Origin of the sequence: Saccharothrix violaceirubra (assembly GCF_014203755.1) — a bacterium.
GTDB classification, from domain to species: domain Bacteria; phylum Actinomycetota; class Actinomycetes; order Mycobacteriales; family Pseudonocardiaceae; genus Actinosynnema; species Actinosynnema violaceirubrum.
Genome location: NZ_JACHJS010000001.1, coordinates 3,918,969 through 3,943,339 on the forward strand (window position 1 = coordinate 3,918,969; position 24,371 = coordinate 3,943,339).

A 24,371-nucleotide genomic window follows, 5' to 3' on the forward strand; every position below is an offset into this window, starting at 1 on the left:
GTCCGCGTCATGTCGGGTCGTACAACGGACCCGAAGGCGCCGACGTTAGACCTGTTACGCACCAACGGAAACGCGTCGGATCCCGCACACCACCCCACACCGGATGACCGTTGACAACCACCCGATCACCATGCGCTTTTCCCCGTGAGGTGTATTTCCCGGTCTCCGACAACGGCACGTCACCTACCGGGAGCCGTTCCGCCGCACCGCCTCCAACGCCACCCGCCACGGGTAGGAGGCCATGACCTCGCCGCCCGGGCGAGGAGGGTGCGGCACGAAACCGCTTCCTCGTCGTACTCGTCATCCTGGTGTCCCCTGGACGCCGTGCTCCTGATCTTCGACGCCCGGGAGGTACCGGCCGCGTCCACTTCGGACAGATGCCCGAGGTTTGGCCCAAGTACCCCAAAGAACTCCGGCAGTCGCAGCAGGTCGATCAGGCCGCTGAAGCCGACACGTGCGATCACGTCGGCCGGCACACCACAGTCGATGGACACCGCGCCCCGGTGGAAGCCCATCTCCGCGCAGTACTCCCCGAATTCCTCCCTGGAGGGTTCCCGCTTCCGACCCTTGCGTTTCACATGCGCGCGATACCGGGCAGTCCTGCTCCGACCGTGCGGCGGTTCTGTGGCAGACGTGTTGCACTTCCCACGCCGACCTGCGAAAACGCGGCTTTTGCAGCTTCGGCACACGATGAGACACTGAGGACATGGCGGAACGACGGACGGAGTTGACCGACGCGCGGCGGATGGTGGGTCACACGCAGGAGAGTTTGGCCGAAGAGTTGCACGTCGAGCGGACCACTGCGCATCGGTGGGAGTCCGGCACGCCGCGACCGCTACCCTACCTCTGGCCGAAGTTGGCGAAGTTGCTCGGTAGAACACCTACTGAACTGCGCGATCTCCCGAACGGCACAAAGCCGACACCCGCGAGCAGTGACGTCGACCGTCGAAGCGCACTTTCATCCGGCGTGAGCATGGGAGTACTCCTGGCGCTCGGGGAGCGGACCTCGGGAACTCGCCCGGAGTGCCCGCTACCTGCAACCGTGGCAGTCACATGCGGGCGTTGACGAATTCTTGGAAGCCGTAGCAGCCGAAGGAGATGCCGAGTGGGTGCGCTGAGTGTCGACGACCTGGTTGGCCGCGATGAATGGGAGGCCGTCAACCGGCAGCAGCAACGCCCGTTCGTCGTGTACAAGTTCGCGGCCACGCTCGACGGCCGAATCGCCGCCGAAGATGGCACGAGTCAGTGGATCACCAGCCCCGAAAGCCGGGCCGAAGTGCACCTGCTACGCGCCGGATGCCAGGCGACCGTGGTCGGCTCGGGAACGCAACAGGCCGACAACCCGAATCTTGCCGTTCGCGGCGACGACGACCCACGCCTTGATCTCTCGATTGTCACGAACCCCGATCGCCAGCCGTTGCGCGTCGTGATCGACAGCAACGCGAAAACACCTGTCGACGCCAAGGTGTGCGACGACGCCGCACCTACCCTGATCGTGGTGGCCGACGATGCCGACTCATCGCACCTCGACGACGTCGTCGACGTCCTCCGCGTCAAGCGGACCGGACGAGGCCTCGACCTGGACGCAGTACTGCAAGGGTTGTTCGCGCGAGGAATTCAGGGCGTTTTCCTGGAAGGCGGGCCGACGCTGGCCGGAAGCTTCATCGCACGCGGACTGGTCGACCGTGTCGTGAACTACATCGCTCCCGCATTGCTCGGTTCAGGCAAGAGCGGACTGGAGGACGCGGGCATCCGCAGCATGTCAGGAATCCTTCGCCTTGCATTGATCGACGTCGCCCGCAGCGGACCGGATGTGCGGGTGGTCGCGCGGCCGGTGAGGTAGCGACGCCGGGGCTCGGCCCCGGCGGGTCACCCGAATATTCATCCATTGTGGACTGGATACTCCGGTGGTCCGGGCCGCCGGCCCCTTCCGTGCCATGCGCCCACAATGGGGTTGACCACCAAGCCCCCGTCGGGCCATGCTTCCCCCGTCGGAACGAACGAGGAGAAGCCATGTCGGGACTGATGTGCCAGCCGGTGACGCGCAAGCGGCATCACGCTGCCATGCGCCTGCCCGACCGGGGCTCCCCATCGTGACGTGACGACGTCGAGGGAGCCGCCCGCCGGGATTTCCGGCCAGGGCGGCTTCTCGTTTTCGGGCCGCCGGCTCAACGGGAGAGCAGTCGCGGTAGCACGCCCGCCCCCGCGTACGCGGACATGGGGGTGCTTCCTCCTCATTGATCAACGGGTTCGGGGTTCGACTCCCCGGCGGCCCGCTGTGACCGAAGCCGAAGCAGACGAGGCGCCGGGTTGTGGACCCGGTCGAAGCCGGTGCGAGTCCGGTCGGTCACCCCACGCGCGTGGCCCGGCGGCCACCTGGGCGTCATATCCCCGGGATTCCTGGATCGACACCAGGACGCGCGACCGAGAACAGAACGGGGGACCCGTGTCGGAGCGAACGATCATCCAGCGGACGTTGCGGGTGCCGGCGAGCACGGGGGCGGCCGGCGACGGCACGACCGCGGCCCGTCAGCTCGACGCGGCACTGCCCGACGTCGGGTTCTCGGCGTCGCGCGACCTGTTGGCACACGTCGGTGGCCCGGCCACCGGTCCCGCGTTGGACCTGGCGGCCACGGTCGTGTCGGCCGTGCGCGAACTGGTCGGCGACCACGTGCGCCACAACGCGTACTTCATCGACTGCCCCACGACGACCCGTACCTGCGCCCGGTCCTGGAGAGTCGTGCGGTCGACGCGGCGTGGAACGCGGTGGCGGGATCGGCCGACCGGCCTCGGGCAGGCGCCCAGCCGTTCAAGGTCCGGGCACGGGGGAACCATCGGCCCTCGGCCCTGGGCCGCAGTGGTACGCCGTGGGCGTCGAAGGTGATGTGGTTGTCGGCGACGGATCCCGCGTCGGCGGTGCGGCCGTGGCACCACGGAGATCCGTTCTCACGGAATGCGCCGGTTCTGCGGACACCCATGTCCCACGAAGAGCGCGGTTTCCGTCGAAGCGGTCGCAGGCCGCGGGAGCACGGCGTCCGAGATTGTCGGGCCCCCGATCACGGTCGGTTGCCTTCGGTCGAGACCACCGATTACTCGATCATTGAGCCTGCCGGTCTCCAGGCGGCCGGGACGGCCACGGGCGAGTGGCGGCGGGTCGCGCCCCCGCCGTGTCATGGGATGTTCCGGCCGGGCGGCGGCGCACTCGCCGCTTCGGGACGCGGATCGATTTGACATCCTCCCCGGCGTGAATGCCGGGGATTCCCACGCGGCTACGCCGCGTCCGGGGTGGTTCCTGCTTCATCACCCATCGCCACCCTGACGGATGGGCTTACGTGGGCTCCACAGGCGTTTAGCCTCTCCGCCCGTCCGGCGGCGAGGATGTTGAGCGCGGCGTTGTGGTCCCGGTCGTGCGCGGTGCCGCAGCTCGGGCACGTCCACGTCCGAACCTTGAGCGGCATTTCTGCCATGAGGTGCCCGCACGCCGAGCACGTCTTGCTGGACGGCAGCCAGCGGGACACCTTGGCCACGGTCCGGCCGTGGCGTTCGGCTTTCTCCTCCAGTAGCCGCACGAACCGCGCCCATCCCGCGTCGTGGATGGCACGGGCCAGCCGCCGGTTGCGGACCATGCCGGCGGTGTTCAAGTCCTCCACGTGGACCGCTTGGTTGTCGCGGATCAGGTTGAGGGCCTGCTTGTGCTGGTAGTCCCTGCGGGCGCGGGTGACCTTGCCGTGCTGGACGGCGACCTTGCGGCCGGTCCTGGCCCGGTTCTTGCCGCCCTTGGCGCGGCGTGCCTTCTCCCGCTCCAGGCGGGCCAGCTTGCGCAGCTTGCCCGCCAGGTGCTTCGGGTTCGCGACGTCCTGCCGTCGCCCGTCGCTCGTCGCCACCGTCGCCAGACGCGTGATCCCCAGGTCCAGGCCGGCCTCCCGCTCCACCGGCGGCAACGGCGTCGGGGCGACCTCCACGACGAACGAGGCGTAGTGGTGGCCGTCCGGCTCCAGGATGATCGTGACCGAGCCGGGCTCGGACGGCAGGTCCCGCGACCAGCGCACCTTCACGTCCCCGACCTTCGCCACATACAGCCGCCCGTTGGGGCGCAAGGAGAATCCGTTGCGAGTGAGGCGGAACGACTGCCGGGTGTCCTTGCGGGACTTGAATTCGGGGTGCCCGACCTTGCGGCCCTTGCGACGCTTGGCGATCGAGTCGAAGAAGTTCCGGTACGCGCGGTGCGCGTCGCGGACCGACTGGACCGGCGCCACCGAGGCGACCTCGCCCAACCAGGCGCGTGCCTCGGTCGCCTTCGCTGCCGTGATCACGCGTCCCTGGACCTCGGCCGGGGAGATACTCTCCCCGGCCTGGTGGGCGTCGGTCCGGCAGCGGATGGCGTCGTTGAACACCACCCGGGCGCACCCGAACGTGCGCGCCGGCATCGCTTGCCGAGCCGCGTCGGGCTCGATGCGGTAGCGGTACCTGGCCGGCACGATGATTACCGCAGCATGTTGGCCTGTGGTCACTGAGCAGGATTACAGGACTGGTAGACACTGTGTTTTCGGGATGCATGTGCACTTGGTCTTCGTGACGAAGTACCGCCGTGATGTCCTCACTGGAGAGCATCCCGACTTCCTGCGGGAGGTGTTCGGCAGGATCTGCGCCGACTTCGGCGCGGTCCTGACCGAGTGCAACGGCGAGGACGATCAGGTCCACCTGCTGGTGGAGTATCCCCCGCAGGTCGCGGTGTCCAAGCTCGTGAACAGCCTCAAGGGCGTGTCGTCGCGCCGGTTGCGCCAGAACTACCGGGTCCGCACCCATCGAGATCATCTGTGGTCCCCGTCGTATTTCGCCGCGTCCTGCGGTGGCGCTCCGTTGTCGATCATCAAGCAGTACGTGGAGAACCAGCGACGGCCGGCATGACGGCCCGCTACGCGGGCCGGACATGATCGGATCGGCTATCCCCGGCCTGAAGGCCGGGGCTTGCGCCGATTGAATCTCGGTCACCGGACGACGAGGGTCGCCCGCAGCGCCTCGCAGCTCGTGACCGCCACCTGTGCGAGGTCGTCCACCAGCGCCTCGACACCACGCCGGTCCTCGGACCGGGCCGCATGCTCCAGGGCCGAGCTGAACACCGCCAGCTTCCGGGCCGCGATCTGCGCGCTGCTGCCCTTGAGCCCGTGCGCGAGCCGCTGGACCGCGTCCAGGTCGCCGTCGGCCACGGCACGGCGGATCGCCGCGACCTTCTGCAGAGCCGTGGCCGTGAACAACTCCAGCAGCTCGGCCACGGCGGCGGGACCGAGCAGGCGGAGTTCGTCCAGGGTCCCGGGGTCGACCAGACCTTCGTGCCCGTCGGCCCGCATGACCTCGAACCTGGCCGAACGGGGCAACGGCGGGGACGGCGGCGTCACGAGTTCGCGCAGGCACGCCTCCAGCCGTTCGCGGCGCAGGGGTTTCGCCAGGAACGCGTCCATCCCGGCCTCATAGCAGCGACGGACGTCGGATTCCAGGACCGAGGCGGTCAACGCGACCACTGGCACCAGGTCGTACGGGGGCGGCAGACCGCGGATGCGGCGCGTGGCCTCGAACCCGTCGACAACCGGCATCTGGCAGTCCATCAGCACCACGTCGTAGCCACCCCGCGCGACCCGGTGCACGGCCTGCGCCCCGTCGCCGACGATCTCGACCGCGCAGCCGAGCGCTTCGAGCATGCCGGCGACCACCCGCTGGTTGACCTCGTTGTCCTCCGCGACCAGCACCACGGTGCCCGTCATCGGCGCCGGCCGCTCGTCGGGCCGCTCCCCGGCCGAGTCGCCGTGTGGGTCGAGGACGTCGACGACCGCACGGGCCAGGGTCCGCGCGCGCACGGGCATCGACACCCGCCCGGCGGGATCACCCGATGTCCAGGCGGTGTCCGCCCACGCCAGGACCAGTACCCGGGAGGGGTCCACACCCGCCGCGGCATGGTCGACGATCTCCCGGCCGGGCCGCCGGACCGCCACGATCACGAGGTCGGCCGCCCGGTCGGGCCGTGTCGCGCGGGCCTGCGGCACGTCGACCGCGACGTGGTCGAGGGTCGCGTTCCAGGCCAGCAGCAGGTCCGACACAGCACGCCGGCCGGTCTCGTGGTCGGTCACCAGACGGACCACCCGGTCGGTCAGGTCGGGCGCCGGCGGCGGGTCCGGCGGGCAGGCGTGCGCCGGCCGCAGCGCGAGGTCGACCCGGAAGGCGGTGCCGGCACCCGGTGCGCTGTCCACCGTGATGCGGCCGCCCATGAGACCGGTCAGTTCCCGGCAGATCGCCAGGCCCAGGCCGGTGCCGCCGTAGCGGCGGGTGGTGGAGGCGTCGACCTGGGTGAACGCCTCGAACAGGCCGGACAGCCGGTCGGCTGGGATGCCGATACCGGTGTCGGACACGGTGCACACCACCCGGTGCCCGGCTTCGCCGTCGAGCGGTCGGACCTCGACGGCGAGGACGACTTCGCCGTGCGCGGTGAACTTCACGGCGTTGGAAACCAGGTTGGTCAGGATCTGGCGGATGCGCAGGCAGTCGCCGTGCAGCGGCGGCGGCAACACCGGGTCACACAGCGCGGTGATCCCCAGCCCCTTGTGCCGTGCCGCCGGGGCCATCACCCCGACCACCTCCTCGGCCAGTTGCCGGGGGTCGAAGTCGACCGGATCGAGGTCGAGTCGACCCGCCTCGATCTTGGAGAAGTCGAGGATGTCGTCGAGCACGCCCAGCAGGGCGTCGGCCGAGTGCTGCAGCATGGTCACGTACTCGCGCTGGCGGACGTCCAACCGGGTGTCCAGCAGCAGCGAGGTCAGGCCGATCACGCCGTTCATCGGCGTGCGGATCTCGTGGCTCATGTTCGCCACGAACTCCGACTTCGTCCGCGACGCGGCCAGCGCCTGGTCCCGAGCCCGGGCAAGGACTTCCTCGTGGTCACGGCGTTCGGTGACGTCGCGGATGAACGCACTGAACGTCGGGTTCCCGTCCTGACCGGAGCGCCACAGGGTCAACTCGACCGGCACGGTGGTCCCGTCACGGTGCCGGGCGGTGGTCTGCACCGTGCGGCCCAGCAGCCGGGGCCGGCCGCCGGCGACCGCGGCCGCGATTCCTTCCAGGTGGTCCGCACGCAGTTCGGACGGCACCACGAGGTCGACCAGCGGCCTGCCCCGCACCTCGGCGGCCGACCACCCGAACAGCGTCTCGGCACGGGCGTTCCACGCCGTCACGCGCCCGCTCGCCGAGATCGACACGAACGCGTCCCCGGCCGCCTGCAGGATGTCCCGGGTCTCCGCCTGCCGCCTGGCCAGCAGCCGCTCGGCCAGCCTGCGCTTGCGCTCGTTGCGGGCCGCGTAGACCAGTACGCCGGTCATCAGCAGCCCGAGCACGAGCGCCACGGACACCACGCGGCCCGTCATCCGCCGCAGGTCGGCGAACGCCTGGGCGCCGTCGACGCCGACGACCACCGCCCAGCCCAGTGACGGTGCCGGGCGGTAGGCCACGAGGACCTCGTGGCCTGCCTGGAGGACGTCCGCGGTACCGGAGCGCCCTGCCAGAGCCTCGTCGACCTGCTGTCGCGGCAGGGCCGGACCTGCGGTGGGCTCGTCCGTAATCGCCGTTCCCCGGGAATCGGTGACGATCAACGAGGTGCCGTCCGCCGTCGTGTGCTCGAGCAGGTCGGTGAAGGAACCGATCGGGTAACCGGCGACGATCACTCCGACCACGCGTCCAGCCGCGCGGACCGACGCGGCGACCGACACGACCCGGGTGCGGTCGACGCCGGCGGACTCGTAGACCTCCGACACGTAGGCGCCGTCCGCGGCGATCGCGCCCCGGAAGTAGTCGCGGTGGTCGAACCTGGTCCCCGGCGACTGCGGGCGGGGTGGCGACGCCGAGACGAGCACGCCGGCCGGGTCCAGCACCCAGCTCGCCAGGAACCCCACGTCCTGCTCGCGCAGCGAGTCCAGTTCCGCCCGCACCGCCGTCCCGTCCCCGGTCGACAACGCGCCGGCCAGCTCCGGACGACGCGCGGCGGACTCCACCAACCGGCGCGCGGCGGCCATCCTGTCCGCCACCGCGGCCACCGCACCCTCCGCCCGGCCCACCAGGTTCGCGTGGACCTCGCGTTCCTCGGTCAAGGTCGCCTCGCGCACCACCACCCCGGTCAGCACGGCCAACGGCACCAGCGCCGACAGCGCGAACCCGACGCAGACCCGCACCGCGCCCCGCCGCAGGTGTGCCCGCATCGCGTGGTCCAACCGCGGATCTGCCGCGCTCCAGGACGACCGCGCGAGCAGCAGCCCGGTCGTCACCACCGTCCCGGCACCGATCACCGGAAGCTCGCGTGCCGAACCCTCGACCACCCCGAACACCAGCAGGGCGGCCGGCGGCAGGACACACACGACCGCGACCGGCAAGCCACGTGCGCCTGCGGATGCGGGTGCGGAGACCGGGTCCCGCGACCTCGGCCGGCGGGCGAGGAACAGCAGCGCCGGCAGCACGACCAGGATCTCCGGACCGGTCTCCACCCCGAACCGGGGCGACACCACCCACCACAACGCGCACGCCGACCACCCGACCAGCCACCAGTCCCCCGGCATCGGGGGCGCGCTCGCCGCCACCACGGTGGCCGCGAAGGCCAGCGCCGCCCCCGCCGACTCCGGTACCGCACCGCCACCGGGCAACGTCCAGACGAGCATGCCTGTCGACACCGCGACCAGGCACACGTCGACAGCGCCGGGCGGCGGCAGCCGGCGTGCCACCGTCCAGGCGAACACCAGCGCACCCACGACGAACACCACACCGAGGTGGTACGACGCCCCGACGACGACCGCCGTCTGCGCGGCGGCAAACCGCCACGGCGGTCCGGCGGCCGGGCCACCGCCCACCCCGCCCAGAAGCAGAACGGTCCCGATCGACCACGAGGCCGCCACCGCACCGGTGGTGACGGCGCCATCGTCCGCCACCACGCACCACACGACACCAAGGCAGTGGACGAGCAGCCACGCCCGACTGATCGCCGGATGCGGGCCGTCGTCGAACCCGTCCATCATCACACCGGCCTCCGACGACGCCGCGGTCCCGGGATACCGGGGGGCCGTGTCGCACCGGGACGTGCCGACGAGCCACCCGGCAGCGGGCCCATCCGCACCGCGCCGACCGGACTCGCGGCGGCGGACACAGCGGTCCGCTGTCGTCGCCCGCACGAACCGTTCCGCACCAGGACACCCGAGGACCGCGGTGCGGTCCGCACGGACGACGGACTCGACCCCCCGCGCACGCATCGGATCATCGTGTCCTCACCACCCACCCGCCGACCCAGGAACGGACTTCGCGTAACCGCCTGCCGGGAACCATCCGGTGGCCGCGGCGGGCACGTCGCGGCGGTTCCACCGACGTTTCCGCATCAGGACTCGATTTCGTGGCACGGTCACCGGACCGCGTCACGCACCCGGCAGCCGGCACCGTGCGCCGACCGTCGAGCCCGGCTTCACATCGCACGCCCGGCTCGGACCGTCGGGGGCGACGAACACGGACATCGCCTTCGGACGCGCCCGCTTCCGATTCGGCACAGGTCCGTTGTATGTCGTGCCGTCGCGCACCGCAGCACCGACCACTCTGTCGCGTGACATCTTTCCGCTGTCCCCACGCGAAACCGTTGCGTTTCCGACGCGTCGCGTGGTTTCCCCGTCGTCGAGGCACAACGGCAGACGACCACACCGGTCGCGCTCCGATTTCGGGGCGCTCGCGGACCGTCGGACGTGGCCTTCGGCGCCTGCGTCGACTCACACCGCTGTGCCCACCTCAGGGCATTCTCCGACCGGAACCTCCGCCGCGCCGCTCGTGACCGCGTCGTCGCCCGCATGGCCCGAGGCGACCAATGCCAGGACGCCTACGCGGGACAGGGGCATCGACGCCGACCGCGGAGTCGTCCGGAAGAACTCCGACGCCCCGGAGCGGTCCACCGGATCGGAACGAACCCGCGGACCCGTCCGGGCGGTTGCCCGCGGCGATCCGGACCCGGATTCATCCGCGTGGGACCGGTCTCGGGGAATCGGTCGTCCGGTGGGCCTCTCCGAGCACCATGACCGCACTGGACAGCGACCCCGGGTGTACCCATCCCGGATGGGGGACTCCCCAGCCCGGTCCGGCCACGACGAGGCGTGGCCCGGCGGCGGCGACGGCTTCGGCGGCGCGGTGGTGGGCCAGATCGGGCCGGTGCGACCACAGCAGCACAGCCTGCGGCCGGGTGGAGGTGACCGCCCGCACCAGGGCCGCCTGCGGCATCGCCGCGCCCAGCACCCGGGCCGGGACATCGCTCTCGGCCAGTGCCGCCGCCAATGCCTCCACCGGCAGCGAGTGGTGCTCACCGGGTGCGCAGGCGAGAAGGACGCGCGCCTGCGCCCAGGGTTGCCGGACGCGGTGCAGGGCCGTGGTCACCGACCACGACAGGGCGTGTTCCTCGTCGACGCGGTCCGGGTCCGTCGCCTGGGCCCGTTCGATCGAGGTCAGCGACGGCCGGCACACCCGGTCCCACGTCCGCACGACCCCCCAACGGTGCAGGGTCCGCGTCAGCACCTCGACGCACGTCGAGGTGTCCAGCCGCTTCGCCGCTTCCACAACGGACTGCTGCACTTCCCGCAGCACCGGCATCTCGTTGAGCAGTCCGGCCGCGACCGACGGCCGCATGCCCCCGTCGACCAACTCTCGCAACCTGCCCAGGAGCGTCACGTCGTCGTGGCTGTAGCGACGGTGTGCGCCGGACCCCTTCGCGCGCGGCTCCAACCCGTAGCGGCGGTGCCAACTGCGCAAGGTCGACTCCGTGACGCCCAGGCGGGCCGCGACCTGACCGGCGGTCCACACCGGCACCCAGGCGTCCACCCGGCCGTCGTGCGACAGCGGCTCGTCGTACTCGTCGATCATCGGACAGGACGCCCGCATCGGGCCGACCACGGTGCGCGTCCGGCGTGCCGGCGCCGGAATCGTGCCATGCGGCGTGCGACAGGACAGTCCGGGCGTCCGCCGGGGCAGCCTTGTCGTACGGGGGCGAGGAATGAGGTCCATCGCCGTCGTGGACGGACGGAAAGCGACACGTACTTCTCCTCGAAGTGGTCCGGCTCCGCGACGCGGCGGGCCGTGTCGCGGAGCCGTGAGGCGGAATCAGGAACCGAGGACCAGACTCAACAGTTGCAGCACCGCGCCGAACACGATTCCCAACAGACCGGAATCCGTCGCCATGACGATCTCCTCTCCTCGGTGCCGATGTCTTCGGCACACGCGCTGTTTCTAACCCCGGCTCCACCTGGCCGCGTCGGCGTGGACACGATCGGGCGACACACGACCGTCCACTTCACCGGGAAAGCGTTGCAATTCCGACGCGGCGGGTAGTCTGCGGCGGACGATCGCCGCGCTCACGTCACGTTTCGACACGCACGGACGACCGGACCCCGGCCAGGATCGTGGCAACCGCGGTCCGGGGAAGGGACGGGACCGTCATCCCGACCGTTGCGGCTGGCTTCCGTGCGCAGTCCGCGCGAGACGGGTGGTCGCACGTCGAGGGCCGCGTCCCGGACAGGGAGGGAACTCCGGCGACGGTGGGCGGTTCCCACGCTGCCGAGGTCAGGACGCGATGGTCGTCGGGAACTGCGAACCGACCTGAGCACTACTCCGATCAGGTCAACAATGTCGTGTGTTCAGTCGAATCCCGCGTAGTCTGCGTCAGACCGCCACGGCATGTACCGCGTCGTCGACGGTTCCGCCCCGACTCTGGTGAGGGCGCCCCTCGCCGGCGAAAGGGGTCGACGATCACGACCGCCCCTGTCGACGTCGTACTGATCGCCTGTGACCGTGCGGAATCGACACAGGCTGAGCGACTCGCCGCCGAACTCTGCGGCTCCCTCCGCCAGGTCACCGTGGTGACCACCCAGCCGGTCCGGCCGCGACGGATCCCGTTCCGTCTGGAAGTGCTGTCCGGCGAGGCGGTGGAGGTCGTGCGTCGGACGTTCGGGCGGTGTCCAAGCCCGGTGGTGGCACACGTGTTCTCCGCGTGGGGGGCGGCGTTGGCCGCGACAGCCGGCGCGGGATCGGTGACCGTGGTCCACGACTGCCGCCCCCTGCCGGGACCGCCGGGAGCGGCAGCCGACCACGTCCTGGTGGGCAGCCACGCCGAAGCCGAGGCGGTCACCGGACCGTCCCGGCCGTCGGTCGACGTCATCGCCCGTGCGGTCGACCAGCGTCGGTGGAACCCCGACGGTCCCACCGCACCTCGAGGCGAGGCCCCCCGTTTACTGGTGACCAGCGCGTTGTGCCCCGGGGACGGCACGGACACCGCGATCGCCGCCCTGTCCGGCATACCCGGTGCCGAACTCGTGGTCGCCGGTCCGACCGGGTCACCTCTGCCCGCCCACCGCGCGGAGATCCGCCGCCTGCTCGACGCGGCCGCGGCCCTCGACGTCGCCGACCGCGTCCGCGTCGTCACCGGACCGACCCCCGAACTCGTCCGGTCCGCGGACATCGTCCTGCACGTCCCCTGGTCGACCATGCCGCCCGACCCGGTGTTACACGCCATGGCCTGCGCCGTCCCGGTCGTGGCCGCCACGACCGGCGCGCTGCCCGAGACGGTGCTCGACGGCGTCACCGGAGCCCTCGTCGCGCCCCGGGACCCGGCCGCGCTCGCCCGCACCGTGCGACGCCTGCTCGCCGACAGGTCCCGGTGCGCGGCATTGTCCGCCGCCGCCCTCGACCGGGTCCACCTACGCCACTCCTGGGCGCAGGTCGCCACCGACATCCACCACGTCTACCGACGGCTCGCCCGGAGCTGACCGCCCTCGGCGGTCAGGTCGTGGCTCCGCGTCCTGTCGTCTTCCCGCGGGACGGAAGCAGGGTGGTGCGAGTAGCGGCAGGACGGCCACCGTCGGCGTGCCGTGGGATCGGACACCGCAGTGGCAGACCCGCGACTCCGGGACGTCGGCGGTCGGTGGACGGCAAGAGTCGCACGCGGCGGCGCACAGCTCGTGACCGCCACGTGTGCGAGGTCGTCCACCGGCGACTCGACACCACACCGGTCGCCGGTTCGGGCCGCGTGGTCCAGGGCAGAACCGGACACCGCCGGTTTCCGGGCCGCGATCTGCACACTGCTGCCCTTGAGCCGTCGCGAGCCGCAGAACCGCGCCCGGGTCGCCCTCGACGAGGGCACGGCGGATCGCCGCGACCTTCTTCCTCACGGTGGCCGTGAACAACTCCGGCGGCCCGGCCCGCGACGGCGGGACCGAGCAGGCGGATCTCCTCCAGGGTGCCGGGGTGGACCGGTTCCGCGCGCCCGTCGGCCCGCATGACCTCGAACCGGGCCGAACGGGACGACGGGGCGACCGGCGTGTCACCGTCCAGACGAACAGCAGCGCACCGGCCGCCACACCGCACCGGGGCGGTACGACGCCCCAGGACGGCCGACGCGTCCGCTGCCGACGGCCAGGACCAGGGCGTCGCCGATCGACCACCGCGGCGAGTACGGCGCCGCGGTGGTCACGGCGACATCGTCCGCGACGACGCACCGCAGGACATGGGGACAGGGAACGGCGAGCCACACCCGACCGATCGCGGGACCCCCACAGTCCTCAAGTCGGTTCACGACCTCGGCCTCCGACGCCGCCGCCACCGGCCCCTGACGGCCACACGCACCGGGCCTCGCCGCCGAACCGCCCGGCTGTGCGGGGCGCACGGACCCCGTCGGCGCCGCACCGATCGCAGGCACCACTCGGATGCGCGTCGGAGGCCCCACCCGAACAGCATCCTCACCCACACGGATCGACCAACGGCGACGACGCCCGGGGAACGCGGCGCCATCCGCGTGGACGTCGGGATCGACGCCACGCGGACCCGCCGGATCACCATGTGACTTGCCGAGGCCACCACGAGACTCCGCCGGGAACCGCCCGCATGGTCGGACACCAGCACCCGATCGCGACACCCGGAGCATCGCGTGTCGTTCCCGACCAGCAGGGCCTGTCTCGGTGCCTCACGCCGGGCAGAGCGTTCCGCGCGGTCACCGCGCCCCGTAGGCGAACACCGGGGCGGCAAGACCCGTGCGCACCGCGACCCGCGGCGCCGGAGGACCGCCCGCCGCGGCCGTGCGCATGCCCCGACGCAGTCGCGAGATCGGGCTCAGCCCTGGCCGGCGTCGAGCACCGCGCCGATCGTGATCGCCGCCGCCAGGTGCCCGGCGCTGTTCGGTCGTACCAAAGCCCACTCGCCGGTCTCGTCCCGGATGCCCTCGACCCAGTCACAACCGTCGGGACGGCAGGCGTCGTGGCCGATGCCTGCCGGGTAAAGGTCGACGAACGTCACCCCGTGGACCGCGGCCTGCTCTGCGATCACGCCATTGAGAGGCTCGACCACGGCCGTACGCAACCATGCCAGATCGGGACGGGTGACGGTCCCGAAATGGAGCAGCCCTCCGGGGGTCTGCCCGACCGTGCAGTCCGCCGGGTCGGCCGGGAAGATCGCGGGATAGCCCACGGCGAGCACCGTCGCCTGAGGCGCGGCGGCCCGGATCGCCATCAGCATGTCCCCGTACTGCTCCGCGAGCACCGCGAGGCGGTCGGTGATCGTCGGAACCCCGTCCCACCCGGATGTGAAGTGTTCCGCGCACGGACTCGCCGTCTCGGGATCGGACCACTGCCCCATCACCACACACGCGTACACGAACTCCATGAACCCCAGCGTGTTCCCGCCGATCCCGACCGTCACCAGATCGGTGTCGGGGGTGAGTGCCCGCATCTGCGCCGGCACCGACGGGAACGGGAAGTCCGGATCGGCGATTCCGAAGAACGGCGACTCGCGACCGATCGGCCACTGCCGCTCCGACACCACGTTCGCGATCGTGGCTCCCACGCAACTGACGTTGACCAACTCGTACCGGTCGGCCCACATCCTGCGCAGGACCTCCGGATAGGACCCCGCGGTCCTGTCGCAGCCGTCACGCAGGCCGCCGTCGACGACTTCCGCACCAGCGGCGGCGATGCCTCCTGCCGTGTAGGCGTCCCCCATCGCCACCCATCGCACCGTCTCCGCACGGGCGGAGGCAGGCAAGGCGGGTGCGACGAGCGCAGCGGCCACGAGCGTGCACGACGCGATTGCGATCCGTACACACGAGACTCTCATCGCGAGCACTCCCTTCGGTTCGACACCGCTGCTGCCGTGCAACGCGATCCCGGCGGCAACACATGGACCGCCCATCACTTCGTCCACCGACGATTCCGTATCCGATCGGTTCCGTGACACGCCACGGGCGTGCCACGGAACCGGCGGCCCACAAAGTGACGCCGACCGCCGAGCCCGACTACCTCGACTTCGTTGTCGGACGCCCTTCCCGGAACACCGGGTCCCTGCGGGCCGCGACATCCCCTTCGGACGCGCCTACTTCCGGTTCGGCACACGTCCGTTGTAGACCGCGCCGTCCCGTACCGCAGCATGGATCACCCTTTCGCGCGACCCTCGTCCACCGTCCACACGCGCAACCGTTGCATTTCTGATGCACCGCGTAGTGCCCACCGGGCATAAATGGACGCCGCACCCGATTCTGAGCACGTCACCATCGAAGGGACTGTGTCGCACCGGGGCCGTGAGCGGCGGACATGGCGGAGGAGTTCACCCGCTGTCCGACACGGACGAGCGGCGGGCCGAACGGGGACGACACCGGAATCACGGACAGCCGAGCCATCGGATGCCGTCGAGCACCATGGACATGGTCGATGTCCATTCGACAGGGACGCTCTGGCGGATACTTCTCGGTACCCGCTCGAACGGGCGACACATTCGATTGCGCTTCGCGCAAAACGTACGAGGACTTCTGTTGACGGAACACGAGGTGTCACTCGATGGGGGCGTCTGCGGGGCAGCGGCAACGTGACGGAGTCAAAACCGGGCCGTATATCGAGAACATCGGCACCTTCGGGAGCGGAGATGCTCATGGGTACTGACGGCGGTGTGCTAGGAATCGTGCTCGACGCCGTGCTGAAGTTGCTCGGCCCGGTCGTCGGTTTCCGATCCGTCTCACCGACTCCGTGGCGCGTTTCCGTGGCGCGTCACGGAGTCGGGCAGGTATCCGAGGAGGACCCCCGTGCCCCAGACCGCTCGCCCGGACAGGCGGAGTGCTCCCCCGCCCGGCGCCCGGCATCGCGATCACGGCGGACGGGACCTTCTCGTCGCCGATCACGGGTGCGACCACGCGCGGCAGGGCGCCGGTCGGAAGCGGCACGGCCGATGATCGACGAGTACGACGAGCCGGCCGTCGAGGACTGGACGCCGGTGTGGACGGCCGGTGAGGTGGCCGCCCGCCTGGGGACCACGGAATCGACGTTGCGCGGGTGGCATCGCCGCTACGGACTGGAACCGCGGTCGGGCAGGGCCGGCACGCACCGCCGCTACAGCAACGACGACGTGGCCGTGCTGGGCAGGATGTGCGAGCTGGTCAACGGCGGGATGCGTCCCTCGGCCGCCGCCGGTCTGCTCAACGGGACGCCGATGCCGCGCGACGTCCGCAAAGCCGTCGTGGAGTCCGCCAGGCGCCTGGACACCGCGTCGTGTGTCGACCTGTTGAGTCGGACGTTCCCGCGGTGGGGTGTGGTGCGGACCTGGGACGAGGTGTGCCGGCCGGCGCTGACCTCGATCGAGCGTGCGCAGGTGGACGACCCGGACTGCGTCGACGACGAGCACGCCCTGTCCTGGTCGGTGGCCACCGCGCTGCACCGCGTCCCCCATCCCCCGGCGGGGGCGTCGGTCCTGCTCGCCTGCGCGCCCGGCGAGCAGCACTCGCTGCCCGTGGAGGCGCTGTCGGCGGCGTTGGCCGAACACGACGTCCCGACCCGGATGCTGGGCGCCGCGATGCCCGAGCCCGCATTGGTGCGCGCGGTCACCTCGACCACGCCGAAGGCCGTGCTGCTCTGGTCGCACCGGATCGAACCGGCGCACCACCGCGCGGCGGAGGCCGTGGCGGCACTGGGGCCACGGCTGGTCGTGGCCGGGCCGGGCTGGCGCGCGCCGGGCCTGAGCTGGGAACGTCCGACGACGTTGGCCGGGGCGGTCTCGGTGCTCCGGGAAGTGGGGTAGGCGGTCGCGCGTCGGCCCGTCGGTCGGCGCGCGACCATACGAGGCCCGTACCGGAGTCGGTTCGATGCCCGGCCCGCATCCACGTGCCGGGAAAGGACGAAAGCCACCAGGCGGAACACAGACATCTTTTGGCGTGGCGGACGGGACTTCACCCCGGTCGTGGTAGTAGCCCGGGTAGGCGAAAACGTCCCGGCGGGCGTCGTCGCGGGTGTCCCACACGCTGGTGCCGATCCCGGTCCTGAAGGTGGCGAAGAACGACTCCGCGACCGCCCGGCCGGACGCGAAGATCCTCGGCGGGCTGCCGGAGTTCACGCGTCCGGCCGTGGTCGACCCGGACGTGCTCGACGTCGCGCTGCCGTTGTCGGGCGAGGCGTCCGAGGGTGGCTTCGCGGTGCTGCCGCGAGGCTCGCGCATGCCGGTGCGGGGTGAACTGCTGCGCTTCTTCACCTACTGGCGCGAGACGGTCCCGACCTTTCGGTGCTGCTGTTGGACGAGGAGTTCCACGGGGCGGGCCAGGCGTCGTGGACGAACTACCGGGAGGGGGACGTGGTGCACTCCGGCGACATCACCGGTGCCGCCGACGGCGCCTCGGAGTTCATCGACGTGCCCCTGCCGACCACCCGCGCCGCGTACGTCGTGCCGCGGGTGAACATCTTCGCGGGCGAGTCGTTCGACGACGTGGCCGAGTCGATGTTCGGCTACCGGCTGCGGAACGCCGACCAGCGCGGCACGCCGTTCGACCCCGGACCGTGCGCGTCCGCTCGGGGCTGCGCGGCGCGGGCCGGGTCGTCCTGCCGCTGGTGTTCGCGAACACCGGGCCGGCCGGTGGGGCCATGGGCGTGCTTCCTGCCAACCTTCACGCACAGCACGCCCGCTCTCCCCACCGGCCGCGGTCAGCGGTCGCCGAGCAGCCACTCCGGACGGACGTAGTGGCACGTGTAGCCGTCCGGGTAGCGCTCCAGGTAGTCCTGGTGCTCCGGCTCGGCCTCCCAGAAATCGCCCAGCCGGGCGACCTCCGTCACGACCGGGCCCGGCCACCGCTTCGAGGCGTCCACGTCCTCGATCGTCCGGACCGCGACGGCCTTCTGCTCGTCGGTCTCGTAGAAGATCGCCGACCGGTAGCTCGTGCCGATGTCGTTGCCCTGGCGGTCCCGGGTCGTCGGGTCGTGGATCTGGAAGAAGAACTCCAGGATCCGCCGGTAGTCCAGCCGGGCCGGGTCGAACACGATCTCGATCGCCTCGGCGTGCCCGTCGTGCCGCCGGTACGTCGCGTTCGCCACGGTGCCGCCGGTGTAGCCCACCCGCGTCGACACGACCCCGGGGTGCCGGCGGAACAGGTCCTGCATCCCCCAGAAGCACCCGCCGGCCAACACGGCCTTCTCCGTCGCCATTCCCACTCCCGTCGCCGAACGTCCACCCACCACAACACACGCGGGTCCCCCGGTCATCCCCACCGCGGCGGGAGGTCGGTCACGTCGCCGGCTCCGGGACGGTCGCGGGTACGGCGCCGACCGGGCAGGTACCGGGCGAGCCGTCCGTCGAGCACGCGGTACCACCCGCGCCACTCCTCGATGCCGCGACAGCGGCGACCTCGGAGACCGGCGGCATCGTGATCACCCCGGCCGCACCGGAATTCCGCGACCGCCCGCGTAGGGAGGTCAGGTGGCGAGTTCGGCGGCGATCGCCGTCATCGTCGCGGTGACGGCGTCGAGTTCACGGCGCACCGGGTCCAGCGACGGCTCGGGATCGGGCAGGTCGTGGGCCCGGATCCGGTCCTCCAACCCGCTCAGCAGCGTGGCCATGCGGTCGGCGCCCAGGTTCGACGCGGCGCCCTTCAGGCTGTGCGCGGCCTCGGCCGCCCCGGCTTCGTCACCCGTCCGCAGGGCGTCGTCCAGCCGTTGCACCGCCGTCGCGGAGCGGTTCACGAACGACGTCAGCAGGGCACCCAGCAGGGCCCGCTCCTCGGGCGGCGACTCGGGGCCGCCCAGTTCGGCCAGGCGTGCGCGCACGGCGGCCTCGCGGTCGGACTGCTCGCGGTCGGGCTGCGCCTGGTGCTCGTGACCCGTGCGCGCCTGCGGGACAAAGGGCTTCTCCGCGCCTTCGCCGAGCACGGCCAGCTTCTCCGCCAGGTCGTCCGCCCGCACCGGCTTGGCCAGGTAGTCGTCCATACCCGCCGCCGCGCACGCCTTGCGGTCCTCCAGCAGCACGGACGCGGTCATGGCGATGATGTACGGGCCCCGCCCGTCCTGGGCCTCGGCGCGGATCGCGCGGGTCGCCTCCAGACCGTCCATCAACGGCATGTGCACGTCCATCAGCACCACGTCGTACCCGCCTTCGCGGACGGCCCGCACGGCTTCCGCGCCGTCGGCCACCATGTCCACGCGGTGGCCCAGACGGTCCAGCATCAGGCGCGCGACCTTCTGGTTCACCGGGTTGTCCTCGGCCAGCAGCACGCGCAGGGAACCCTCCCCGCCGCTCTTCCCGTCCACCATGGCCGTCTCGACGCGACGCCCCCGGCGCGCGCCCAGCACGCGGCCCAGGGTGGCGTGCAGCACGGTCACGCGCGCGGGCTTCGTCAGCACGGCCTCGAACATGCGCCGGTGCGGCGGTGTGAGGGGTTCGGAGATGCTGCCCAGCAGCACGAGCGGGGTCGTCTTCGTGCCGCCCAGCCCCCGGAGGCGTTCGGCCAGGCGCACGCCGTCCAGGCCGGGCATGTTCATGTCCAGGATGGCGACGTCGAACCGCTCGCCCGAGGCCACCCGGTCCAGGGCCTCGTAGCCGGAGTGCACGGCCACGCACTCCATGCCCCACGCGGTGAGCTGCGCGGACAGCACCCGCAGGTTCGTGTCGTTGTCGTCGACCACCAGCGCGGTGCGGCCGTGGGCGGGCGCGGTCGCGGGCACGTCGCCGATCGTGCTCTCCGACTCGTGCATCAGGACCTTCAGCGTGAACGTCGACCCGACACCGGACGCGCTGTCCACGGTCAGGTCGCCGCCCATGGCCTCGGCCAGCCGCTTGCTGATCGCCAGGCCCAGGCCGGTCCCGCCGTAGCGACGGGTGGCGGACGCGTCGACCTGGCTGAAGGTGCGGAACAGCCGGCTCTGCTGCTCGGCGCTCATCCCGATGCCGGTGTCGCGCACGGCGGCGTGCAGCATGATCGCGTCGTCGTCGTGCGGCGTGTCCACGAGCAGGCCGGTGACGTCGGCGGGCTCGACCCACAGCGTCACCGCGACCTCGCCGGCGGCGGTGAACTTGACCGCGTTGGCCACCAGGTTGAGCAGGATCTGCCGCAGCCGGGTCGCGTCGCCGCGCAGTACGCGCGGACAGCCCGGGTCGACGTGTCCGACGAGTTCGATGCCCTTGTCGCTGGCCGGCAGGGCGACCAGGGCCAGCGCGCTCTCCACGCACTCGACGACGTCGAACGACACGTCCTCCAGGTCGATCTGCCCGGCCTCGATCTTGGAGTAGTCGAGGATCTCGTTGATGATCGACAGCAGCGAGTCGCCGCTGTCGCGGACGGTGGTGAGCAGGTCGCGCTGCTCGACGGTCAGGTCCGAGTCCAGCAGCAGGCCGGTCAACCCGATCACGGCGTTCATCGGCGTGCGGATCTCGTGGCTCATCGTGGCCAGGAACGCGGCCTTGGCCCGGCTCGCCGCCATGGCCTCGTCACGGGCGTCGCGCAACGCGCGCATGGACCCGTCCACGGCGCGGGCCATGCGTTCCAGTTCGGCCGGTCCCTCGACCCGCACGTTGGACCCGGCCTCGCCCGCCGCGACCCGGGCGGCGGCCTCGGCGACCTTGGTCAGCGGCACGGTCACGCGCCGGGTCGCCCACCACGCCCCGACGCCGACGAGGACGACCAGCCCGGCCGTGCCCCACCCGATGAGCAGGCGGGTGTCCTGGGCCTTGGCCGTGCTGGTGCGCTGGCGTTCCCGGAGCAGTGTCAGTTCGCGGTCCCGCATGCCGTCGAGCACGGCCTGGACGCGTTCGGCGTCGTCGATCCCGTTGCGGCTGACCATGGGCGCCACGACCTCGAGCCCGCCGGAGCGGCGCGCGGCGATCGTGTCCGCGACCTGCTGGAGCCGGCCGGCCAGGAGCGGGTCGAGTTCGTTCAGCGCGGCCTGCTGGGCGGGGTTGTCCGCGGTGAGCACGCGCAGTTCGGCGACCGTGGCGTCGATGTTGCCCAGCGCGGTCTCGTAGGGGACGAGGAACTTGTCCTCGCCGGTGATCAGGTAGCCGCGCTGGCCGCGTTCGACGTTCTGCACGTCGATGCGCAGTTGGGAGATCGTGTTGAGCACGTTGTAGGTGTGCTCGACGGGCACGCGGTCGTTGAGCAGCGTGCCGATGCGGAGATAGGCGCTGACGCCGACGACCAGGAGGCCGACCAGGGCGAGCAGGTAGCCGACCGCCAGCAGGCGGCCGACCGTCCACCACGCCCGGCGGCCGGTCATGGCGCGCTCAGCAGGTTCTGGACGTGTTCGAGCAGCTTGGCCGGGCTGAAAGGCTTGACGAGGTACTCGTTCGCGCCGGCGGCCAGGCCCTCGTCGATCTCCCACTGGTGGGCACCGCCGGAGAGCAGCATGATCGGCTTGTCCCGGGTGATCGGGTCCTGGCGCAGGTCGGCGCACAGCTCCAGCCCGGAGCGGCCGGGCAGGTGCACGTCGAGCAGGAACAGGTCGGGCTCGGTCGCCCGGGCGCGATCCAGCACGACGGCACCGTCCGCGACCGTGATCACGTCCAGTCCCGCCTGGGCGAGTTTGAAGTCGATCAGCAGACCGATGTCCGGATCGTCTTCGGCGACGAGAACGCGCTGAGCAGCCAACCTTCGCTCCCAACAGTCGGCGTCCTGGTCAACCTGTGTCGGCGCGGCGGCCGGTGCAAGATCAACCCGACGAAACCACCCGGTCGTGTACGGATTGGACAGTGGAACCACTACGGACCGTCCCGGGGCTTCCCGTCGTGGTTCCACTGGGTGACGAAGGCGAATCTCCCCGAACGCCGGATGACCTGTCGGGCGAGGCACTACGGTTCCGGCGGACGATCGACGAACGGGGGGACGCCGATGGCCGGCCGATGGCTGCGCACGGTGCCGCTGCTGGTGCTCGCGTACGTGGTGGCACCGGCGGCGACGCTGACGGTCGCGCGGTGGACGGCGCCGTGGCCACGCAGCGCCGCCGAACCCGGGGCCGCACTGGGCCTCGCCGCCCCCGCCTTGTCCCCGGGCCACCTGCCCGCTCTCGCGGTCGGCCTCGTGCTGTTCGCGCTCGCGTGGTGGCGCACGTCCACGTGGCCGCTCATCGCCCTGGTCCCGATGGCCCCGCTCGTGATGAGCGGTGTCGGCTTCGGCAGCGGTCAGGCCCTCATCACGCTCGTCGGCGCGGGACTGGCGTGGGGCACGGCGTGGCTCGCCGGCCGTGCGGTGTCCCGACCGGTCACGGCGGCCGTCGGCGGGTCGGCCGTGGAGATCGTGATCGGCCTGCGTGGCGGCGCACGGCTGCGCGTCCAGTCCCGGCGTCTGCTGCTCGACCGCCTGCCCGCGCCGAACACCGCGGGCATGCCCACCCGCCTGGCGCTGCCGCTGGACCGGGTGGAGTTCGTCCAGGCGGGCGGGGTCGCGGGCGGACCGACGCCGTGGCAACTCCCCAACTCGGCCGTGCTGCTCGTACCGCCCGGACCGGTGGTGCGGATCGTGGGCGGCGGTCAGCAGTGGCTGCTGCCGGTCGACGACGCCGACGCGGTCGCCGCCGCGCTGACCCGCCGGGTGGCCGTCCGCGCCCGGCCGCGCCCCGCGCCGCCCGAGGACAGCGGCCGGTGGCACCTGGCCAAGACGGCGTGGAAGTCGGGTCCGGCCGCTCCCCGCCGCGGTGCGACGCCGGTGCCGCACCGGGCCGGGTCGGCACACGGCCGCCACCTGCGCCTGGTGGTCGGTGCCCTGATGGTCGTCATGGGCGGCTACTCGACGACCCGCCTGTTCGCCGGCGCGGGCCTGGGCCACCTGTTCGGCGTGCTGCTGTTCGGCGTGGCCGGCCTGGTCACCATGGCGACCTGGTACGGCGGCGAGGCTGCGCACCGCCTCGCCGAGGAGAACCCGCGCCCGCGCACGGCTCCCGGCTGGGGCGAGACCGACCCCGCCGCGGCCCCCGTCCCCGGCTGGCTCACTCACACGGCATAACTGCCACTACTCCGCGAAGTCGACACACCGGGTAAGCCCACGATCACTAGGCCGTTCGAGTGACGGTGGGCCCGGTCACGTAGCCACCGAGTCGCTACCGAAGACGAACCAAGTACGCCACCAGCGATTCCCATGCTTATCGGGTCACAGTCGCTCCCGTCGCCGACAGGACGACACACCGACCCGGAGGCTCCGATGTCCCACTCGACAGGCGTCCAGTCGTTCAGCCGCCCCGAACGTTTCTTCCCCGCCGGCCACACCTGCGCCCAGTACCGGGTCATCGGCCGCTTCTGCGAGTGCGTCCACGGCCACGTGCTGCGCCTGTCGACGCACCGCCGCAAGGCCTGACCCCGCGAGTCCTCCGCTCAGGCACCCCGAAACACGCGTTCGGACACCCTGAAATACGCACTCAGGCACCACGGTCAGGCCAGTACGCGCTCCAAGAGCACGTAGGCACCGCCGCCCACGACGGCGCCCGCCACCGCACCCCAGACGACCTGCGCGCGGGTGTGGTCGCCCAAGGCGACGCGTGACCAGCAGACCAGCACCACGGCCGGCCCCGCGAGCGACACCCACGGGCCGTAGGCCACGGCCAGGACCGTCACGGTCGCCGCCGACGCCGCCGCGTGCAGCGAGATCTTCCAGCCCCGGCTTCCGCCCACGGGCAGTGCGAACGTGATCAGCACGCACACCACCAGCTCGGCGAACATCGCCAACGCCAGCGCGAGCATCTGGTGCGGGGCGTCCCCGAGCACCAGCACGGCGACTCCCGCCGTCAACGAGACACCACACGCCGCGAGCGGGACCACGCGCCCTTCCCGATTCGTCACGTGGTGGCCGTCCCACCGGCCCTTACGCGCGCCGCGCACGATCACGACCATCGGGATCACCGAGCCGAACACGCCCACCACCAGGCCCCACAACAGGGCGCTGCCGACCGAGTGGGTCGCGTGCCACCCGAGGACGGGCGGCAGACCCAACACCCACACCCACGGGGCCAGCACCTCGGTGACGAGGCGGGCGAGCCGGGGCGGACGGGTGGTGACCACTGCGGATTCGCTCACGGGACGGGGATTCTGCCATCCCGATCACCCACGCCACG

General features: G+C 71.5%; 18 protein-coding genes and 1 tRNA gene. 10 read left to right on the top strand and 9 right to left on the bottom strand.

Features of this window, described 5'->3' with window-relative positions:
- The first annotated feature begins 706 nt into the window (after positions 1-706).
- From F4559_RS36770 to F4559_RS34490, 4 genes are all read left to right on the top strand, one after another.
- The gene (locus F4559_RS36770) at positions 707-1,066 is read left to right on the top strand and encodes a helix-turn-helix domain-containing protein (protein WP_184670264.1); all 360 of its coding nucleotides are present in this window, start codon (positions 707-709) and stop codon (positions 1,064-1,066) included.
- A gap of 39 nt (positions 1,067-1,105) precedes the next feature.
- On the top strand, positions 1,106-1,843 hold the full coding sequence (gene ribD, locus F4559_RS18210; protein WP_312865711.1) for a bifunctional diaminohydroxyphosphoribosylaminopyrimidine deaminase/5-amino-6-(5-phosphoribosylamino)uracil reductase RibD: 738 nt from the start codon (positions 1,106-1,108) through the stop codon (positions 1,841-1,843).
- 435 nt (positions 1,844-2,278) lie between these two features.
- Positions 2,279-2,355: transfer RNA gene (locus F4559_RS18215), tRNA-His, on the top strand.
- A gap of 91 nt (positions 2,356-2,446) precedes the next feature.
- Positions 2,447-2,884, top strand: coding sequence for a hypothetical protein (locus tag F4559_RS34490; protein ID WP_221447276.1), 438 nt, complete (start codon positions 2,447-2,449; stop codon positions 2,882-2,884).
- Positions 2,885-3,269: 385 nt separating this feature from the next.
- On the opposite strand, the gene F4559_RS18225 is transcribed toward F4559_RS34490, so the two are convergent.
- Entirely contained in the window at positions 3,270-4,478 is a 1,209-nt protein-coding gene (locus tag F4559_RS18225; RefSeq protein ID WP_184670266.1) for an RNA-guided endonuclease InsQ/TnpB family protein, read from the bottom strand.
- A 1-nt stretch (position 4,479) separates the two neighbouring features.
- Between F4559_RS18225 and tnpA the strand changes: the two genes are divergently transcribed.
- Entirely contained in the window at positions 4,480-4,908 is a 429-nt protein-coding gene (gene tnpA / locus F4559_RS18230; RefSeq protein ID WP_184670268.1) for an IS200/IS605 family transposase, read from the top strand.
- An 80-nt stretch (positions 4,909-4,988) separates the two neighbouring features.
- On the opposite strand, the gene F4559_RS18235 is transcribed toward tnpA, so the two are convergent.
- Both F4559_RS18235 and F4559_RS18240 read right to left on the bottom strand, forming a co-directional pair.
- Positions 4,989-9,041 (bottom strand): PAS domain-containing hybrid sensor histidine kinase/response regulator family protein, encoded by a 4,053-nt coding sequence (locus tag F4559_RS18235; protein WP_184670270.1) that lies wholly within the window; start codon positions 9,039-9,041, stop codon positions 4,989-4,991.
- A gap of 976 nt (positions 9,042-10,017) precedes the next feature.
- Positions 10,018-10,932: a MerR family transcriptional regulator gene (locus F4559_RS18240; protein ID WP_184670272.1), complete on the bottom strand. Its 915-nt coding sequence runs from the start codon at positions 10,930-10,932 to the stop codon at positions 10,018-10,020.
- 974 nt (positions 10,933-11,906) lie between these two features.
- On the opposite strand from F4559_RS18240, the gene F4559_RS35210 reads away from it, so the two are divergent.
- On the top strand, positions 11,907-12,812 hold the full coding sequence (locus F4559_RS35210) for a glycosyltransferase family 4 protein (protein ID WP_184670273.1): 906 nt from the start codon (positions 11,907-11,909) through the stop codon (positions 12,810-12,812).
- 554 nt (positions 12,813-13,366) lie between these two features.
- Here the strand turns inward: F4559_RS35210 and F4559_RS18250 are convergent.
- Complete coding sequence (locus tag F4559_RS18250) at positions 13,367-13,516, bottom strand: hypothetical protein (protein ID WP_184670275.1); 150 nt, start codon at positions 13,514-13,516, stop codon at positions 13,367-13,369.
- A gap of 635 nt (positions 13,517-14,151) precedes the next feature.
- Entirely contained in the window at positions 14,152-15,237 is a 1,086-nt protein-coding gene (locus F4559_RS18255; protein WP_184670277.1) for an SGNH/GDSL hydrolase family protein, read from the bottom strand.
- Positions 15,238-16,251: 1,014 nt separating this feature from the next.
- Between F4559_RS18255 and F4559_RS18260 the strand changes: the two genes are divergently transcribed.
- Positions 16,252-17,097, top strand: a complete 846-nt coding sequence (locus F4559_RS18260) for a MerR family transcriptional regulator (protein ID WP_184670279.1) — start codon at positions 16,252-16,254, stop codon at positions 17,095-17,097.
- Between the two features lie 477 nt (positions 17,098-17,574).
- Positions 17,575-18,027 carry a TerD family protein gene (locus tag F4559_RS34495; RefSeq protein ID WP_221447277.1) on the top strand — a complete coding sequence of 151 codons (453 nt, stop codon included), beginning with the start codon at positions 17,575-17,577 and terminating at the stop codon, positions 18,025-18,027.
- On the opposite strand, the gene msrA is transcribed toward F4559_RS34495, so the two are convergent.
- The 3 genes from msrA to F4559_RS18280 all read right to left on the bottom strand — a co-directional run bounded on the left by msrA (position 17,991) and on the right by F4559_RS18280 (position 21,919).
- The gene (gene msrA / locus F4559_RS18270; protein WP_184670281.1) at positions 17,991-18,488 is read right to left on the bottom strand and encodes a peptide-methionine (S)-S-oxide reductase MsrA; all 498 of its coding nucleotides are present in this window, start codon (positions 18,486-18,488) and stop codon (positions 17,991-17,993) included. The two genes, F4559_RS34495 and msrA, sit on opposite strands and share 37 nt — an antisense overlap.
- Before the next feature lie 267 nt (positions 18,489-18,755).
- Positions 18,756-21,548 (bottom strand): hybrid sensor histidine kinase/response regulator, encoded by a 2,793-nt coding sequence (locus F4559_RS18275; protein WP_184670283.1) that lies wholly within the window; start codon positions 21,546-21,548, stop codon positions 18,756-18,758.
- Positions 21,545-21,919 carry a response regulator transcription factor gene (locus F4559_RS18280; protein WP_184670285.1) on the bottom strand — a complete coding sequence of 125 codons (375 nt, stop codon included), beginning with the start codon at positions 21,917-21,919 and terminating at the stop codon, positions 21,545-21,547. The genes F4559_RS18275 and F4559_RS18280 overlap by 4 nt, the downstream gene beginning before the upstream one ends.
- 240 nt (positions 21,920-22,159) lie before the next feature.
- Here F4559_RS18280 and F4559_RS18285 point away from each other — a divergent pair, with 240 nt between their 5' ends.
- Positions 22,160-23,269, top strand: coding sequence for a hypothetical protein (locus tag F4559_RS18285; protein WP_184670287.1), 1,110 nt, complete (start codon positions 22,160-22,162; stop codon positions 23,267-23,269).
- A gap of 195 nt (positions 23,270-23,464) precedes the next feature.
- On the top strand, positions 23,465-23,617 hold the full coding sequence (locus F4559_RS18290; RefSeq protein WP_184670289.1) for a hypothetical protein: 153 nt from the start codon (positions 23,465-23,467) through the stop codon (positions 23,615-23,617).
- A 74-nt stretch (positions 23,618-23,691) separates the two neighbouring features.
- Here F4559_RS18290 and F4559_RS18295 read toward each other — a convergent pair whose 3' ends face one another.
- Entirely contained in the window at positions 23,692-24,333 is a 642-nt protein-coding gene (locus F4559_RS18295; RefSeq protein ID WP_184670291.1) for a phosphatase PAP2 family protein, read from the bottom strand.
- Positions 24,334-24,371 lie beyond the last annotated feature (38 nt).

Coding starts and splice junctions, on each gene's coding strand:
- F4559_RS36770 (WP_184670264.1), top strand. CDS start 707: ATGGCGGAACGACGGACGGAGTTGACCGACGCGCGGCGGATGGTGGGT.
- tnpA (WP_184670268.1), top strand. CDS start 4,480: ATGATTACCGCAGCATGTTGGCCTGTGGTCACTGAGCAGGATTACAGG.
- F4559_RS18235 (WP_184670270.1), bottom strand. CDS start 9,041: ATGGACGGGTTCGACGACGGCCCGCATCCGGCGATCAGTCGGGCGTGG.
- F4559_RS18240 (WP_184670272.1), bottom strand. CDS start 10,932: ATGCGGGCGTCCTGTCCGATGATCGACGAGTACGACGAGCCGCTGTCG.
- F4559_RS18260 (WP_184670279.1), top strand. CDS start 16,252: ATGATCGACGAGTACGACGAGCCGGCCGTCGAGGACTGGACGCCGGTG.
- msrA (WP_184670281.1), bottom strand. CDS start 18,488: ATGGCGACGGAGAAGGCCGTGTTGGCCGGCGGGTGCTTCTGGGGGATG.
- F4559_RS18275 (WP_184670283.1), bottom strand. CDS start 21,548: ATGACCGGCCGCCGGGCGTGGTGGACGGTCGGCCGCCTGCTGGCGGTC.
- F4559_RS18285 (WP_184670287.1), top strand. CDS start 22,160: ATGGCCGGCCGATGGCTGCGCACGGTGCCGCTGCTGGTGCTCGCGTAC.
- F4559_RS18290 (WP_184670289.1), top strand. CDS start 23,465: ATGTCCCACTCGACAGGCGTCCAGTCGTTCAGCCGCCCCGAACGTTTC.